The following is a 15,121-nucleotide window of genomic DNA, read 5'->3' as shown; positions in this document are numbered from 1 at the left end:
TACCATTGACTGAAACAGTTGTAGGAGTAGATGTTTATAATGGATCTATTATTAGTACACCAGTTCTTTTTGATAGAGAAAAGTCTAAATCTATCTCTATACCGTTTACTAATGATATTTTAATAATCAACTTTGATAAAACAAACAGTAAACATTTTTTAGAAGTGTTGGATAATTAATTTTTATTTTAAAACTAAAAAATATTTAAAGACTTAAGACTCATATAAAATTAATATGAGTCTTTTTCATTAGGTAAAATAAATTTTCGGTATAAACGTATTTACTTAAAAATAAATAAAATATCTTATTAGAAATTCAAGAAAAAAATTAAATTTTTAGAGAGAAAAAAATAAATTATTGTTTTTTTTAAAAAATCAAGTTATAATAAAAATAAGTACGAAAATTTGATTTTTTTGATATTTTTAGGAGTTGGTGGAAAATGATAACTTATAAAACAGAATAGGAGATTTTAATCATGAAAAAAGATACTGAAAGAACTGAATTAGGAAGAGTTTTAAAAAGATTAAGAGAATCAAGAGGATTAACAATAAAAAGATTAGCAGAGATTTCTCAAGTTGGAAATGGGACAATAGGGGATATTGAAAGCGGAAAAAGTAATGGAAGTAGAAGGACACTTAACATTTTAAGTAGAATTTTAAATCTTACAACAGATGAACTAAACCAATTAAACACAGCATTTTTAGGACATAAAATAGTGTTAAGTGAGAGAGTTTATAAAAATTTAGGAAATAAAGGAGTGAAAGTTGAAGAGATATTAAGAAAAATTAGTAAACTCTTTAAAGCTGATAATTTTTCTGAAGACGATAAAAGAAAACTTTTTGAAGGAATCCAAGAAGTGTACTTTGAAGATAAATTTAATTATAAAACAAGAAAGTTTAAAAAGGTATTGAGTGAATAAAATTATTTAGTATAAGAAGGCCCTTGTGTAAAGGGCTTTTTTCTTTTCAAAAAATATTATAAAAAATAGAGAAGTTCAATCTATAAAATTACTTCGTATAATAAAATATTTCGTATAAATAATATTTTAACTTGTAAAAAATAGTGTTCTTTTTTTAAAAAAAATATTCGATTTTATTAAAATTAAAAAAAAGTGTAAAAAAATTTTAAAATAGATAAAAATAGTGAAATTTTATTTTAATTATTTAAATATCAAACTTTGAAATAAGTACATTTAAAAAATGATTGTTGTTTTAAAAAATTTTTTTCAAAAAAATCTTGCAATAAAAAAATGAATATGATAAAATCCTCGCCATCTAAGAAAAAGATATTTTATAATCGTACGTATTATTATAGGAGAGATAGAAATATAGTAATATTTAAATGATAATAAAATATAAAGCCAACTTAATAAATATTGACTATATTTTTATTTACAGCGTAGGAATACAAGGAGGAATTTAAATGAATTATTTAAATGGTACAGAAAAATTATTAAAACATTGGCTAAAAAATAAAATAACTATTACAACTTCAACAGTAGTGGGATTTTTAATAATGGGTTCTCTAGCTTTTGGGAATGTAGCACCAGCACCAACCTCACAAGATGTAATAATAGCAGAGAATCAAGAGCATAAGGATCCTATAAAAAGTGCAGTAGTAACAATTAAAGGAGATAAAACAGGGGCAGGATCTGTCTATGTAACTACAGGTACTCAATATATAGTTGCTGGAATAGAAACTCCAAACGATACAAATGTAAAAATATTAAATAATGGATCATTAGTAGCTGAGTCTAAAACAAATGCAATGGCTTATGGAATAAATGTATTTAATCCTAAAAGTGTAGATATAACAAATAATGGGATGATAGAAGCTATTGGACAAAGTTCAAATGCTGATGGAATAGCAATTCAAACTTCTAGTTCTGGAAAAATTGCACAAGACTCTAAAATTTTAAATAATAAATCAATAGTTGCAACATCACAAACAAAAGGGTCAAGTAGTGCTATATCTTTTCAAGGATCAGTAGATCCTAAAGCAACTATGTATATAGAAAATAATGGAGAGTTAAAAGCTTTTACAGATGGAGTTAGAAAAAATGATAGAGCCACAGTTGATTTAAATAATTCAGATTCTGGTAAATTAAAATTTGTAAACAATGGAATAGTTGTAGCAAATAATGGAATAGGTGTGGCATTGACTAGTGGAAAAGGGCTAGAAGGTGCAACATTAACAAATAATGGAACTATTGAGGTAGACTCAAATAGTATAGCTATAAAAAATGCAGGGGGAACTGCAAAAACAAGTGGAATAATAAAAATAACAGATAAAACAAAAGATGAGTTAGGACAATTTGATGTAAATAAATTATTTAATGGAGAGGTAACTATAACAGGAATGATAGTTGACTCACAAGGACACGAAATAGAAAATGATAAAACAAGTCACTATATAGGTGGAAGTTTAAACACTAGTGAGATTAATTTAGCTGGAGAAAAATTAGTTGATGGAAAACCTGTGAAGTCTGTTACTATTGGAAAATATAATCACAATAGAATTACAAACGAAACTCCAGATCCAATTCAGTTAGATTCATTAAATATTACAGGATTAGTAACAGTAGCAAATTTAAATCCTACTAACATTTCACCAGTAAAAATTGATAAAACTATAATTAATTTAGATTCTAAAGGATATTTATCTGTTGGAGAAAAAACAAAATCTGAACTTTCAATTTCAAATGGAAATGTAAATAAACAAATATCTCCAAAAAGTAATGATACTGCAATAGAATTAGGGTATGGTTCAGTATTAAACTTAGATAAAGTAAACTTTGTAGGTGGAATTAGTCAAATAAATGGAAATGGAATTGTAAATATAAGTGGAGATACAATGATCAATGGTAAAATCGGAGTATCTAATATAAATGTAGGAGCAGATAAACAGCTTTCAAAAGACAGTTTAAGATTAGCATCCACTTCATCTTTTACAGAAAAAACAGGAACAACTATTACAAATAAAGGGGATGGAGTAACTGTATTCGATATAGGAGCTGATGGATCAAATGCCCTTAAAAATTCAACAGGGGTTGTAACTGTAAATGGAAAAATAGATTTTGATACAAGCAGTTTAACAAAAGATACAACAGTTGAATTAAATAATAAAGCTCAAAATATAGTTCATAATCTTTCTGGAGCAAATTATTTAGATAAAAAAGATGGATTATATACAACAGCTTTAAATAATAAAGATAATACTTTAAGATTTGAATATAATCAAAATTATTTTACAGATTCAAAATTAAATGAGATAAATAAAAATGCTCAAATAATTAATGGAAAATTCTCACAAGTTAAAGATGAGAGAGAAAGACAGATGGATAAAATTTACTCTGGCACAATCTACTCTGAAACAATAAGAGGAGCTTATGACAATTTAAAAATGAATGAGAAAAATATACTTTCATTAAATAATAATGTTAAAGCTAATGAGTTTAAAGCAGAGGGAAGAGCTTTATTTGAGAAAAATGATTATAAAAGAGAGGGAATAATCCAAAAATATGATGCAACAAATAAAACTTCTGGAGTTTTAGCATCATTAGAATATGGATTGACAGATACAGCAAGAACAGGATTAGTATTATCAGGATCTAAACAAGATGTAAAATTAGATTCAGGAAATGCTAATGGAGATATATTCTATGTTGGAGTATATGGAAACCAATCAATAGGAAATTATGATTTCACAACAGGATTAGGATATCAATTAGGTAAATATGATGCAAATAATACAATACTTGATACTTTAGGAACAAGTAAATATGATACTAAATCTGTAAGTGGTTATGCACAAGTTAAATATATTGGAGATTTAGGTAGAGGGGTATCAATTCAACCAAAATTAAAAATGGGATACACTCATTTAAAACAAGATAATATTAAAGATTCCTATTTTGGATTAAGAGATGCAGATGTAAAAACTTTTGATGCTGAGATAGGAGCAGACTTAGTAAAAACTGTAAGACTTGCTCAATCTAACTTAGATTTAAAATTAGGAACATCTTATATAAAAACATATGGAGATACAGATAAAATGTTTAGAGGACAATTCTTTGGAAATACATCAAGTAATCAATTTGAAGTGTCTGGTATAGAGTTGTCAGAAAATGTACTTAGATTTAATTTAGGTGCAGAGGTGAAAAATGACAATGGATTCTTCTATAATGGAGGATTTACTTATCAATTTGGATCAGAAAATAAAACTTCATATGGAGCAAGCCTAGGAATAGGATATACTTTTTAATTTAGCCACCAATCCTTTTTAAAATATATAACACTGAAGAAGAGAGATTAATTTCTCTCTTTTTCTTTTTTGCAAAATAAAAATTTAAATAATTTTAGAATAGAGCTATTTAAAAAAGATTTTATATAGAATTCTTTTAACTATTGTAGTATAATTAATTTAATGAAAATGTGGAGGATGGAGATGAAAATATTAATTACATTACTGATGGGAATTATTGGGAGCAAGATAGCTCAAAGACTTAAAGTTCCCGGTGGAGCAATGATAGGTGCTCTATTTTCAGTGGCAATTTTTAATATTTTAACTGGAATAGGAGAGTTGCCAATAATTTCAAAAATAATAGTTCAAATTCTAACAGGGATATTTATAGGAGCAAGAATAACGACAGATGATATAAAAGATTTAAAGAAAATTTTTATTCCGAGCTTTCTTATGATTGTTTTAATGGGGATAGTAAATTTTATAATGGGATATTTTATATATAAATTTACACCACTAGATATGGTTACAGCCCTTTTTGCCACAGCTCCTGGGGGACTTACAGATATGACAATAATATCTTATGACTTTGGAGCAGAGCCGTCAAAGGTAGCTTTGTTACAAATGGTTCGTTTAATCTCTGTAATAGCTCTGATTCCTTCTATAATAAAGATAATTATTAAAAAGTTTAGAAAATCCAATAGAAATATAAGGATAAATTTGGAAAATACTCAAGGGAAAAAAGAGATAGAAAAAAGCTCTAAGGGAAAAAATAAAAATTTGAGTGTAATTTTAATAACTTTGATTATTGGAGTTTTTGGTGGGATTTTAGGAAAAATATTGGAAGTCCCATCTGGTCCAATGACTTTTTCAATGATAGCTACAGCAATTTATAATATTTTTTCAAATAAAGCATATCTTCCAACAAAATTAAGGGAGTTTATTCAAATTATAGCTGGGACTTTGATAGGTGTAAAGATGAACTTAGAAGATGTTATAAGTCTAAAGGATATTATAGCCCCTGTTGTTATAGTTGTAATAGGTTTTTGTATTATGAATCTAATACTTGGATTTATGGTGTATAAGATAACAAACTTTAATGTGGAAACCTCATTATTTGCTACTTCTCCTGGGGGAATGACAGATATATCAATAATAGCAAGTGAACTTGGAGCAGATACTTCAAAGGTAGCAACTATGCAGTTCTTTAGATTGATCTCTGTAATAACCATATATCCAATAATTATAAATTATATAAAGGACTATTTTATATAGAAGTGAAAAAATAGGAATTCAAAAATATACATATATATAATGTAGGAACTCGAAAAATAAAAAAAGCACGACTTTAAATCGTGCTTTTAAACTTTAAATAAAAATTACATATTGCTTGTTTTTTCGTATTTTAAGTTTTTGAATTTAGATTGAGACATTAAGATTTCATTGATTTGAGCAACAGTTTCTTTAGCTTGTTCATCGTTGTAAAGCTCTTCAACATCTCCAGTGATTTCGATAGATTTGATTATATCTTCTTGAGCTATTTTATTAACCACATCTTGATCAGCAGGACTTACAACCTCTCCAAATATAGTGTGTTTGTAATTAAGCCAAGGAGTTTCAACGTGAGTGATAAAGAATTGAGATCCATTTGTGCTTGGTCCAGCATTTGCCATAGCAAGAAGTCCAGGTCTATCAAATACAACCTCTTTTTTAAACTCATCGTGGAATTGGTATCCAGGTCCACCAGTTCCGTTTCCATCTGGATCTCCACCTTGAATCATAAAGTCTTCGATAACTCTATGGAAAGTAAGATTATCATAGTAACCAAGGTTTGCTAAGTGAGCAAAGTTTAGTACTGTGAAAGGAGCTACTTCTGGGAATAATTTAATATTGATAGTCCCTTTGTTTGTTACAATTTTTGCATTTAAATTTTTTGCGTTCATTATTTTAACCTCCAAGTTTTTTAACTTTTTTGTTTTTAGATTAGCAGTAATTCTAGTAGCTAACATAGCTAAAGTCAAAACCCCTAATAGAACAAATAATTTATTTAACATTTATATCGCCCTCCAAAATTATTTTTTATAATTAGTGTATTTTTCAAGTTCCTCTTGAGTTATAGTTCCATAAATTTCATATTTCCATTTATTTTCAATATCTTTTTCTATTAAAAATACTTTAGCATCTAATTCAGCCACTTGTTCTAAAAGCTCTCTTTTTTCATCTCTAACATCTACAATATCAGCAGATATTCTCATTTCATCATCATACTGGATAGCCTCTTTTAAATCAGCCTCTAATTGTTCCTCTCTTTTTAATAGAGGAGTTAGAACTTTGTAAATATTAGTTTTTTTCTTTTTAAGATTTTTTATGGAATATTCAAATAATCTTTTAACAACCAAAGCTCCAGACTTATCTTTATACTCTTCTCTCTTCTTCATCGATTCCTCTATAAATTCTTTAGAAAAATTATTTTTTTCCAATATATCTTCCATAATTTTTAAAATTCCTTGAATCTCTTCAGGAGTTTTCTTTTTAAGTTCCTCATCAGAAAGGGCAAGATAAAGTTTTTCATACTTAGGTAAAACCTCTTTTTCTAAAACTTCAATCTCTTTTTCATTTTTTTCTTCAGAGGCTTTTGTAAGTTCTTGAGAATTTTTTCTAAGAACTTGTAAAATAATCTCTTTTGAATAATTTATAAACTTATCTGTATTCATCTTATCTTTCTCCATAGTATTGATAGTAATGACACTCTATTCCACCGTTGAATAGTTTTCTATTCTTAGTAGATTTTTTATCAAAAGCTTTTTCAAAATCTTTGTAAGAAGTTATGATGTAGTAAGACCATTTAGGGAATCTTTTAAGAAGTACGTCTCCTAAAAGTCTATATAATCTTTCAACCTTTTCATCATCAAGAAGTCTTTCTCCATAAGGTGGATTTGACACAACACAACCTTTTTCAGCAGGAGATTCAAGTTCTAAGAAGTTTTTATTTTCAAATAAAATATCCTCTTCTACTCCAGCCTTTGTAGCATTTTCAATGGCAACTTTTATAGCTTCACCATCTATATCAGATCCATAGATTCTAACCTCTTTATCATAATCTTCTTGAGAAAAAGCCTCATCTCTAACATCAATCCACATATTTCTAGGGAAAATTTTCCACTCTTCAGCAGCAAAGTTTCTATTTACTCCAGGTGCGATATTTCTAGCTATCATAGCAGCCTCAATAGGTAGAGTACCTGTACCACACATTGGATCTATAAAAGGTCTTTCTCCACCCTTCCATCTTGTAAGCATAACAAGGGCAGCAGCTAAAGTTTCTTTAAGAGGTGCCTCATTAATAAGATTTCTATATCCACGTTTATGAAGTCCAACTCCACTTGTGTCTATCATAACAGAGAATATATCTTTATTCCCTTGAACTTTTACAGCAAACTTAGCTCCTTTTTTAGAAAATCTATCAATTTTATAAATTCTTTTAAGATTTTCTATTATAGCTTTTTCTGTGATACTTTGAATATCAGACTTAGAGAAAAGTTTACATTTAACAGCACTTACCCAACTGATAATAAAGTTTCCATCTTTTTCAATAAATTCTTCCCAATTAAGTCTTTTTACTTTTTGGAAAAGTTCTTCAAATGATAGAGCCTTAAACTCACCCATTTTTATATACACTCTATCAGCACATCTTAAATGGATATTAGCACGAGCTATATCTCTAAGAGTTCCCTCAAACTCAACCTTTCCATTAAAGGCTTGAACATTTTCAAAACCTAAGTCTTTACACTCATCTCTTACAATACTTTCAAGTCCCATTGTAGTAGATGCCACAATTGTATATTTTTTATCTTCCATTAACACTCCTTTGAATCGTTATTTGTTTTGTCTTCAATACTTAATTCTTCCCTCTTCTTTTTAATAAGTTTTGTATATATAAGTTTTAAAATGGCAAATATAGGGACTCCTAAAAACATTCCAGTAGTTCCCATAATATTTCCCATAATAATTACAGATGCAATTATCCAAAAAGAACTAAGTCCAACACTTTTACTAAGGATAAGAGGTCCAACTACATACCCATCAACAGCTTGGGCAATTCCCATAGCTAAGAAAATATACCATACTTTCATAGGCTCTACCAATACAACTAAAAGAAAAGCAATAGCCCCTGCAACAATAGAACCAAAGTAAGGAATCATATTTCCAAACCCAATCATAACAGCTATAATTAAATTGTATGGAACATTACCAAACCACATAACTATGTAGGCAACAAGTCCAACTATAAAAGATACAAAAATTCTACCTGATATATAATTAAGGAAAATATTTTTACACTCTACAATAAATTCACAAGCTTTTTGAGCCTTATTTTCATCATAAATTAAAAATACTAAATTTCTAAAAAATCCCATAAAATATCTCTCATATAAAATAAAATAAATAGCTAGGAATAATCCTAAGAAAAATACAAATATTTCAGCAATCCAGTAAACCACATTAAGACTTATAGAAAATACAATGTTTTTAATATGCTCTATATTAGAAACAAAAAAGTCTTCTACAGCTTTTTGTATCTCAGCTCCATTCATTAAAAGTAGATCTTTTTCTCTTAAAAATTTAAAAATATCTCTTAAATAAATTGTGAATTTATCTTGAAGAGCTGGGAATATATGGATAATATCTTCAAAACTATGGACAAGATTTGGTATAAACCAAAGTAAAACTCCAGTTAAAACTATAACAAAAATAAAAAATGTTGTCCAAAGTGAAACTATCCTTGATAGTTTAAATCTTTTTTCAATATAGGAAACAGCAGGATTAAAAAGTATCGCTATAAAAATCCCATATATAAAAGGCTTTGCATAGTATTTTAAGGTATTTAAAATATCTAGGAAAGCTGAATTATTTTGAAGAATAGTCTGAATAAGTACTAAAACTATTCCTAAAACAGTTAATTTAAAGAAAAGTCTTCTTTCAAATGATTTGTTCATAATAAAACTCCTTATTTAATAACAGTATCTACATCATCGGTTTCTTGAGTTCCCACAACTTTAATAAGTAATCTATCTGGTATACCTACAATGGTATCTCCAGAATTTGAAATCCAACCTTGTTTGACACAGATTTTAAGAGGAGAGTTTGAAGAGGTAACTCTTATTTTCATTTTATTAATCTCAAGATTAACTCCCCCTAAATTAGTATCAACAAAATATTCTTTTTTATCTTCTTGTAAATCAAAAACATATTTTAATTGATTATCAACATAGACTTCTACCTTATTCCCTTTTAAATTACTAAGGGTTCTCCCATAGGAAAAAAGAGAAAAAAGTAGTGAAAATATAAAAAGGTATATGGCTAGATCCCATTTTTTGAAGTAGCAGGGTTTTCTCCTCAAATTTTTTCACCTCTGACTCTTAAAGTAGATCCAAGACTTTCTCCCATATATACTTTTGTTTCTAATCCATTTCTACTATTTTTTAAGATATCTTCATCAATCTTAAATGGTTGTTTTTCAAGTAAAAGTATAACAGTTGAACCACCAAAGAAGAAATATCCCTTTTCATCACCTTTTTTTACATGAGTGTAAGGGATATAGGTTTGTTTTATACCTCCAACCATAGTAGCACCAATTTCGGCTATACAAATATCTTTGAAAAAATCACTAAATAAAGTAGAAAAACTTCTTTTATTTTCACAGAAAATTCTAAAATTTTGTCTTACAGCGTGAGTTGAAACTGAGTAGTATGCCCCCTCAATAGTTTTAGATTTTGAAATCATACCATCAGCAGGGAAGTGGTATCTATGATAATCAACTGGTGCAAGTCTTATGATAAACATAATACCATTCTTATACTTTTTAGCAAAATTTTTATTTCTAAAAAAATCTGTTAAAGTAAACTCCTCTCCCTTAGCAAAAAATTTAGTATTTTCACTTATATTTTCGATTACAAAAACTTTTCCGTCAGCGGGACTTGCAAGAACACTATCTCTTTGATCGATTTTTCTTGAATTTGGTTTTAATTCTCTAGTAAAAAAATCATTAAAAGATGTAAAATCATCTATTTGTTTTATAGATTCATCCATATTTATAGAGTGTTCCTTTACAAAATCTGGAATAATTTTACAAGAGTTCTTAGAATCCATTTTTTTCCCGTAAAGTACAGATAAAAATTTTCTTTTAACTAATAGTTCAAGAGGTAGTTTACCAAAAGGATTATAATATAAAAATTTTAAAAACTTTTCTCCTGGAACATTTTCAATTAAAGTATTACCAGTTTTTCTATCTATATATTTAATCTGCTTAAACTCCATAACTAACTCCTATATATATTTTTAATCACACTTTATAGTATAACATATTTTTTTGATTATTAAAACAATAAAGAAAATTTTATTTTAAAATAAATTTAATTTTTAGACTTTTTAAAAAATTTATACTCTAAGAAAGTACAAAGAGGTATAAGGAATAAAAAGAAAGCTAGAGGTATAGCTTTATAGAATGCTACCTCTAATATAGCACAAGGAACAAAAGATGAACTATTCCAAGGGATAAATCCATTTAGAATAACAGCAGAGTTTTCAATATCAACTGTTAACTCCTCTCTTGATAGATTTCTTGAGTCATAGATCTCTTCCATAACTTGCTCAGTCATAATAACAGATACAGTTTGGTTACAACCGATCATTCCAGAAATAATTCCTATACCAAACATATTTGCAAATAAACTAGATCTAGTATCTATATTTCTAATTTTTGATTTTAAGAAAGATAGGATTTCCATTTTTTCAAGGATACCTATAAGAAGACAAGAGATAACTATAACTAAGGTAGCATTTGCCATTGATAAAATACCCCCACCTTTTATTATTTTTTCAAGTTCTCCCCCATTAAATTTATAAAATCCAAAAACAATATAGTCTAAAATATTTTTAATAGATTCATTTTGTAAAAATAATGCTAAAATACCAGCTATCCCAATACTTATTCCCATAGAGATTTTTACATTAACCCTAAAGAATGATAAAAGTATAATGGCGATCAGAGGTAAAAATATAAATCTTACATCAAGATTATAATTTGAAAGTATCATATTTGGTAAAAGGTTTTCTGTAATGTCTAAAGTATATATTCTAGAAAGTACAAGATATATCCCACTTGATAATAGAAGAGGGACAATAGTAGATCTTATCATATTTTTTAAATTTGTATAAATATTTATCCCAGTAAGAGATGAAACAAGATTAGCACTTACAGATATAGGTGACCATCTATCTCCAAAATAAACTCCAGAGATTATAGCTCCACCTACAAGACTTAGATTAATATCACTTGTCTTAGCTATAGCCATAAGAGCTACCCCAATTATACCAGTAGATGCAAAAGCACTTCCCAATATAGTAGATATAATACAGCTTATAATAAAAACAAAAAATAAGAATATATTTGGATTAATAAATTTAAGTCCATAATAAACAAGTCCAGGTATAGTACCAGATGCCATCCACATAGCTGACAAAGCACCTATAAAAACAAAAAGTATTATAACAAGACTGGATTTTTTTCCATAGAGTATAGATATATCTATTATTTCATCTAAAGTAATACTTTTTTTCATAGAAATAACAGAAAGAACTAAATAGATCCCAAGAATAATAGATCCAATTGTAAATTTTGTTGCTATAACAAAAGTAAGTAAAAATAAAATGCAAATAAAAAATAATATTCTTTTCATAAACCACCACCAAATATGTTAATTATACATATTATAGTATAAAATTAAGAAAAAATAAAATAAAGTTATAATATTTTTTTGAAAATTATGATTTATAAAATATATAAAAAACGTATAATAAAATTAAAAATTTAAAAAAATCTAAAGTGTAAAACTAATATAATTTAAAAGGTTAAAAATTAGTCATAAAATTCGGAAAATAAAAAAATCATTGACTTTTTAATTTTATGATGCTATGGTATTATATATATTAATGAAGGAATTTGTATAAGATACATAATTGTAAGTTTGGAGGAAAGAGGATATATATGAAAATTGGAATACCAAAGGAAAAAAATAATATTGAAAGTAGGGTTGGAATGACTCCTGCTGGTGTTGGACAATTAGTATTAGATGGTAACGAAGTATATGTCCAAAAAGGTGCTGGAATAGGGGCTGGGATCACCGATGAAGAGTATATCTCTAGTGGGGCTATAATGGTAGATAAAAATGAAGAGATTTACGAAAAAGCAAAACTAATAATAAAAGTTGAAAGACCTGTAAGGGAAGAGATTAAATGTATAAAACCTCATCATATTTTATGTGCATATCTTCACCTTGCAGCTCATAAAGAAGATACAGTTGAATTGGTGGCTACTGGGGCTACTTGTGTTGCCTTTGAAACTATTATCTTAAATGATGGTGGAAAACCTATACTATCTCCTATGTCAGAGGTGGCTGGAAGAATGGCTGTACAGGTTGGAAGCTTTTATCTTCAAAAAAATAATGGTGGAAAGGGAAAACTTTTAGGTGGAGTACCCGGAGTAGAGAGAGGAAAAGTTGTTGTACTTGGAGCTGGAGTAGCTGGACAAAGTGCTATAAAGACGGCCTTTGGTATGGGGGCAGAGGTTACTGCTATTGATATTGATGTAAATAAATTAAGATACCTTGATGATAACTATAAAAGTCAAATAACTACACTATACTCTACACCAAGAAATATAGAAAAAGCTGTTGCTGAGGCAGACCTTTTAATAGGGACTGTACTTATACCGGGAGGAAAAACACCTTGTTTAGTTACTAAAAAATATATAAATAGTATGCAAAATGGAAGTGTTTTAGTAGACGTAGCAATAGATCAAGGTGGATGTTTTGAAACTTCTAAGATAACAACTTTAGAAGATCCTACTTATATAGTAGATGGAGTTGTACATTATTGTGTTGGTAATATGGCAGGAGCTTACCCATCAACTTCAACTATTTCTGTGGAAAACTCTATATTAAAATATGCAAGAACGATAGCCTCTAAAGGTTTAAAAGGATCTTGTGCTGTTTATCCAGAACTTTTAGGTGGAATAAATATAATGAATGAAAGAGTTACTTGCAGAGAGGTAGCAGATAGTTTAGGACTTGACTATGTAGGAGTTGGTTTCTAGTGATAAAAAAAGATTTTGTTAAAATCTATATGGAACAAAATTCTATTGAGGACGAGAAGGTAGCTAAAGAGGAGATTGAAAGATTTTTAAAAACTTTTAAATATGCTTTGACTGTGGATAATGAACTTATATTTAGAAATGTGGGCTCTTTTGAGGTGAAACAAACTAAGGCGAGAGAGGTTTTGGATCTTAAGGATTATTCAAGTAAGATACAGACAAAACCAAGAAAATATGTAAAATTTAAAATTAGTGAAAATTTTTCAGATAAGTTATATTACAAAGATTAATTGAGAACTATTGTAATTTTTATTTTTATATAGAAATTACAGTAGTTTTTTTATTATAATTTAAAAAAATATTGAAATTTTAAGTAAAAAAAGATATAATCTTTAAGATAATTGTTTAGGGATGAAAAATGGAAAATTATAATTTAAAAGAAAGATATGAAGATGAGGATGAAATAGATTTAGTTGATCTATTAAAAACAATAGTAAAGGAAAGAAAACTTATAGGGATAATAACTTTAATAGTAACCTTAATCGCTTTTGGTTTTGCTATCTATAAGGAAAGTTTGCCAAGAAAATATAAGGCTATAATAAAAGCAGATAAATATGTTCAAGAGATTCCTTTATATCAAGAAGATTTAAAAAAAGAGATACTTAATCATATTCAACAAACAGGGCTTTTATCTAGTGAATTAAAAAAAGTAGAAAATAAGGAAAGCTATTATAATGAGTTCAGTGATTTAAAAACACTTTTTGAAAAAGAATATGAGTATAAGGATATTACTAAGGAAAAAGAGTTGGCTGTAGTAGAAAAACAACTTGGAGAAAAGATAGATAACCTTAATAATGATATAAATAATCTATTAAAAGAAAGAGCGGATGAGAAAATAAAAGAGTTAGATGAAAAAATAAATGTTTTAAAAGAAGAGGCTAAAACATTAGATGAAAAAATAAAAACTCTTGTAGAAAAACATAAGGGTATAACTGAAAATATATCTGAGAATATAGGTTATTTAGATCCAGTATTAAATGCAGAGATAAGTAAAAATAAAGAACAGTTAGAAAATAATTATAAAGATATGCAAAAGATGCAATCTTTTAAAGAGATGATAGAAAAAGATAATGCAGTGGCTTTAAATATTGAAAATATAGATTTTGATAAATCAAAACTAAATGGAAGTCTTATAGTTATACTTGGAATAATTTTAGGATTAGGCTTAGGAATGTTTGTAGCAATAATAAAGGAACCTACAAGAGAGGTATTGAAAGAAGTTAATAAAAAATAAAAAAATCTAGGTTAATTCCTAGATTTTTTTATCTAATAGATCACTGAAAAGATCAGTTGAGTATTCACCTTTTTTAATTAATTCTTTAAAAGATGATATTACAAAATCTTTATCTTCTTTATAAGTTACTCCAAACCATTTGTCAGAAGTTTCTAAAACTTTTACAGAAACTAAATTTTTTTCTAAAAGTTCTCCAATATAACTTGGTAATAGATATTCAGCTTTTAATTCTTTTCCTTCGATTGTAGAGAAAAATTCTTTAAAACCAACTTCTAAAAGATCAAGGAATTCAGGAGTAAGTCCCCACATATTCATAGATACATTAGAATTAATATCTATCTCTTTATCTCCAGTAAAAGCACGACCCTCTTTTTTTATAATTTCATAAGTTTCAACTATATCAGTAAAGTATCCTCTTTCATCAGTTTTACAAATTC

General features: G+C 27.7%; 14 protein-coding genes. 6 read left to right on the top strand and 8 right to left on the bottom strand.

The features are described 5' to 3' along the window. Positions 1 to 475: 475 nt before the first annotated feature. The 3 genes from Q1J48_RS01805 to Q1J48_RS01795 all read left to right on the top strand — a co-directional run bounded on the left by Q1J48_RS01805 (position 476) and on the right by Q1J48_RS01795 (position 5,517). Positions 476 to 919: a helix-turn-helix domain-containing protein gene (locus Q1J48_RS01805; protein WP_300360736.1), complete on the top strand. Its 444-nt coding sequence runs from the start codon at positions 476 to 478 to the stop codon at positions 917 to 919. A gap of 503 nt (positions 920 to 1,422) precedes the next feature. Next, a complete protein-coding gene (locus tag Q1J48_RS01800) occupies positions 1,423 to 4,263 on the top strand; it encodes an autotransporter family protein (protein WP_300360734.1) in 2,841 nt (946 codons plus the stop codon). A gap of 183 nt (positions 4,264 to 4,446) precedes the next feature. Beyond that, complete coding sequence (locus Q1J48_RS01795) at positions 4,447 to 5,517, top strand: AbrB family transcriptional regulator (protein ID WP_300360733.1); 1,071 nt, start codon at positions 4,447 to 4,449, stop codon at positions 5,515 to 5,517. A gap of 104 nt (positions 5,518 to 5,621) precedes the next feature. On the opposite strand, the gene Q1J48_RS01790 is transcribed toward Q1J48_RS01795, so the two are convergent. The 7 genes from Q1J48_RS01790 to Q1J48_RS01760 all read right to left on the bottom strand — a co-directional run bounded on the left by Q1J48_RS01790 (position 5,622) and on the right by Q1J48_RS01760 (position 11,978). Beyond that, entirely contained in the window at positions 5,622 to 6,185 is a 564-nt protein-coding gene (locus tag Q1J48_RS01790) for a peptidylprolyl isomerase (protein WP_300331839.1), read from the bottom strand. A gap of 129 nt (positions 6,186 to 6,314) precedes the next feature. Then, a complete protein-coding gene (locus Q1J48_RS01785; RefSeq protein ID WP_300360732.1) occupies positions 6,315 to 6,956 on the bottom strand; it encodes a hypothetical protein in 642 nt (213 codons plus the stop codon). A 1-nt stretch (position 6,957) separates the two neighbouring features. Beyond that, positions 6,958 to 8,097 carry a THUMP domain-containing class I SAM-dependent RNA methyltransferase gene (locus Q1J48_RS01780; RefSeq protein ID WP_300360731.1) on the bottom strand — a complete coding sequence of 380 codons (1,140 nt, stop codon included), beginning with the start codon at positions 8,095 to 8,097 and terminating at the stop codon, positions 6,958 to 6,960. Continuing rightward, on the bottom strand, positions 8,097 to 9,236 hold the full coding sequence (locus Q1J48_RS01775; RefSeq protein WP_300360730.1) for an AI-2E family transporter: 1,140 nt from the start codon (positions 9,234 to 9,236) through the stop codon (positions 8,097 to 8,099). The genes Q1J48_RS01780 and Q1J48_RS01775 overlap by 1 nt, the downstream gene beginning before the upstream one ends. Positions 9,237 to 9,247: 11 nt before the next feature. After that, on the bottom strand, positions 9,248 to 9,640 hold the full coding sequence (locus Q1J48_RS01770; protein WP_300331835.1) for a NusG domain II-containing protein: 393 nt from the start codon (positions 9,638 to 9,640) through the stop codon (positions 9,248 to 9,250). Continuing rightward, positions 9,637 to 10,557, bottom strand: coding sequence for a phosphatidylserine decarboxylase (locus Q1J48_RS01765; RefSeq protein WP_300360728.1), 921 nt, complete (start codon positions 10,555 to 10,557; stop codon positions 9,637 to 9,639). The genes Q1J48_RS01770 and Q1J48_RS01765 overlap by 4 nt, the downstream gene beginning before the upstream one ends. A gap of 95 nt (positions 10,558 to 10,652) precedes the next feature. After that, positions 10,653 to 11,978, bottom strand: coding sequence for a Na+/H+ antiporter NhaC family protein (locus tag Q1J48_RS01760; RefSeq protein WP_300360727.1), 1,326 nt, complete (start codon positions 11,976 to 11,978; stop codon positions 10,653 to 10,655). A gap of 308 nt (positions 11,979 to 12,286) precedes the next feature. Here Q1J48_RS01760 and ald point away from each other — a divergent pair, with 308 nt between their 5' ends. The 3 genes from ald (at position 12,287) to Q1J48_RS01745 (ending at position 14,684) form a co-directional block, all read left to right on the top strand. Then, entirely contained in the window at positions 12,287 to 13,393 is a 1,107-nt protein-coding gene (gene ald, locus Q1J48_RS01755) for an alanine dehydrogenase (protein WP_300327832.1), read from the top strand. Next, on the top strand, positions 13,393 to 13,680 hold the full coding sequence (locus Q1J48_RS01750) for an HU family DNA-binding protein (RefSeq protein ID WP_300360726.1): 288 nt from the start codon (positions 13,393 to 13,395) through the stop codon (positions 13,678 to 13,680). Before ald ends, Q1J48_RS01750 begins: the two co-directional genes overlap by 1 nt. 128 nt (positions 13,681 to 13,808) lie before the next feature. Continuing rightward, positions 13,809 to 14,684, top strand: a complete 876-nt coding sequence (locus tag Q1J48_RS01745) for a Wzz/FepE/Etk N-terminal domain-containing protein (RefSeq protein ID WP_300360724.1) — start codon at positions 13,809 to 13,811, stop codon at positions 14,682 to 14,684. A gap of 18 nt (positions 14,685 to 14,702) precedes the next feature. Here the strand turns inward: Q1J48_RS01745 and Q1J48_RS01740 are convergent. Continuing rightward, positions 14,703 to 15,121: hypothetical protein (locus tag Q1J48_RS01740; protein ID WP_300360722.1), on the bottom strand; the 419-nt coding region annotated here is incomplete at its 5' end.

Origin of the sequence: Fusobacterium sp., assembly GCF_029258315.1 — a bacterium.
Classification (GTDB): domain Bacteria; phylum Fusobacteriota; class Fusobacteriia; order Fusobacteriales; family Fusobacteriaceae; genus Fusobacterium_B.
This window is presented reverse-complemented; position numbering and strand designations above follow the sequence as displayed.

Excerpts from the sequence above, each read along its gene's own strand:
- Q1J48_RS01805 (WP_300360736.1), top strand. The coding sequence starts at position 476 with ATGAAAAAAGATACTGAAAGAACTGAATTAGGAAGAGTTTTAAAAAGA.
- Q1J48_RS01800 (WP_300360734.1), top strand. The coding sequence starts at position 1,423 with ATGAATTATTTAAATGGTACAGAAAAATTATTAAAACATTGGCTAAAA.
- Q1J48_RS01795 (WP_300360733.1), top strand. The coding sequence starts at position 4,447 with ATGAAAATATTAATTACATTACTGATGGGAATTATTGGGAGCAAGATA.
- Q1J48_RS01790 (WP_300331839.1), bottom strand. The coding sequence starts at position 6,185 with ATGAACGCAAAAAATTTAAATGCAAAAATTGTAACAAACAAAGGGACT.
- Q1J48_RS01785 (WP_300360732.1), bottom strand. The coding sequence starts at position 6,956 with ATGAATACAGATAAGTTTATAAATTATTCAAAAGAGATTATTTTACAA.
- Q1J48_RS01780 (WP_300360731.1), bottom strand. The coding sequence starts at position 8,097 with ATGGAAGATAAAAAATATACAATTGTGGCATCTACTACAATGGGACTT.
- Q1J48_RS01775 (WP_300360730.1), bottom strand. The coding sequence starts at position 9,236 with ATGAACAAATCATTTGAAAGAAGACTTTTCTTTAAATTAACTGTTTTA.
- Q1J48_RS01765 (WP_300360728.1), bottom strand. The coding sequence starts at position 10,557 with ATGGAGTTTAAGCAGATTAAATATATAGATAGAAAAACTGGTAATACT.
- Q1J48_RS01760 (WP_300360727.1), bottom strand. The coding sequence starts at position 11,978 with ATGAAAAGAATATTATTTTTTATTTGCATTTTATTTTTACTTACTTTT.
- ald (WP_300327832.1), top strand. The coding sequence starts at position 12,287 with ATGAAAATTGGAATACCAAAGGAAAAAAATAATATTGAAAGTAGGGTT.
- Q1J48_RS01745 (WP_300360724.1), top strand. The coding sequence starts at position 13,809 with ATGGAAAATTATAATTTAAAAGAAAGATATGAAGATGAGGATGAAATA.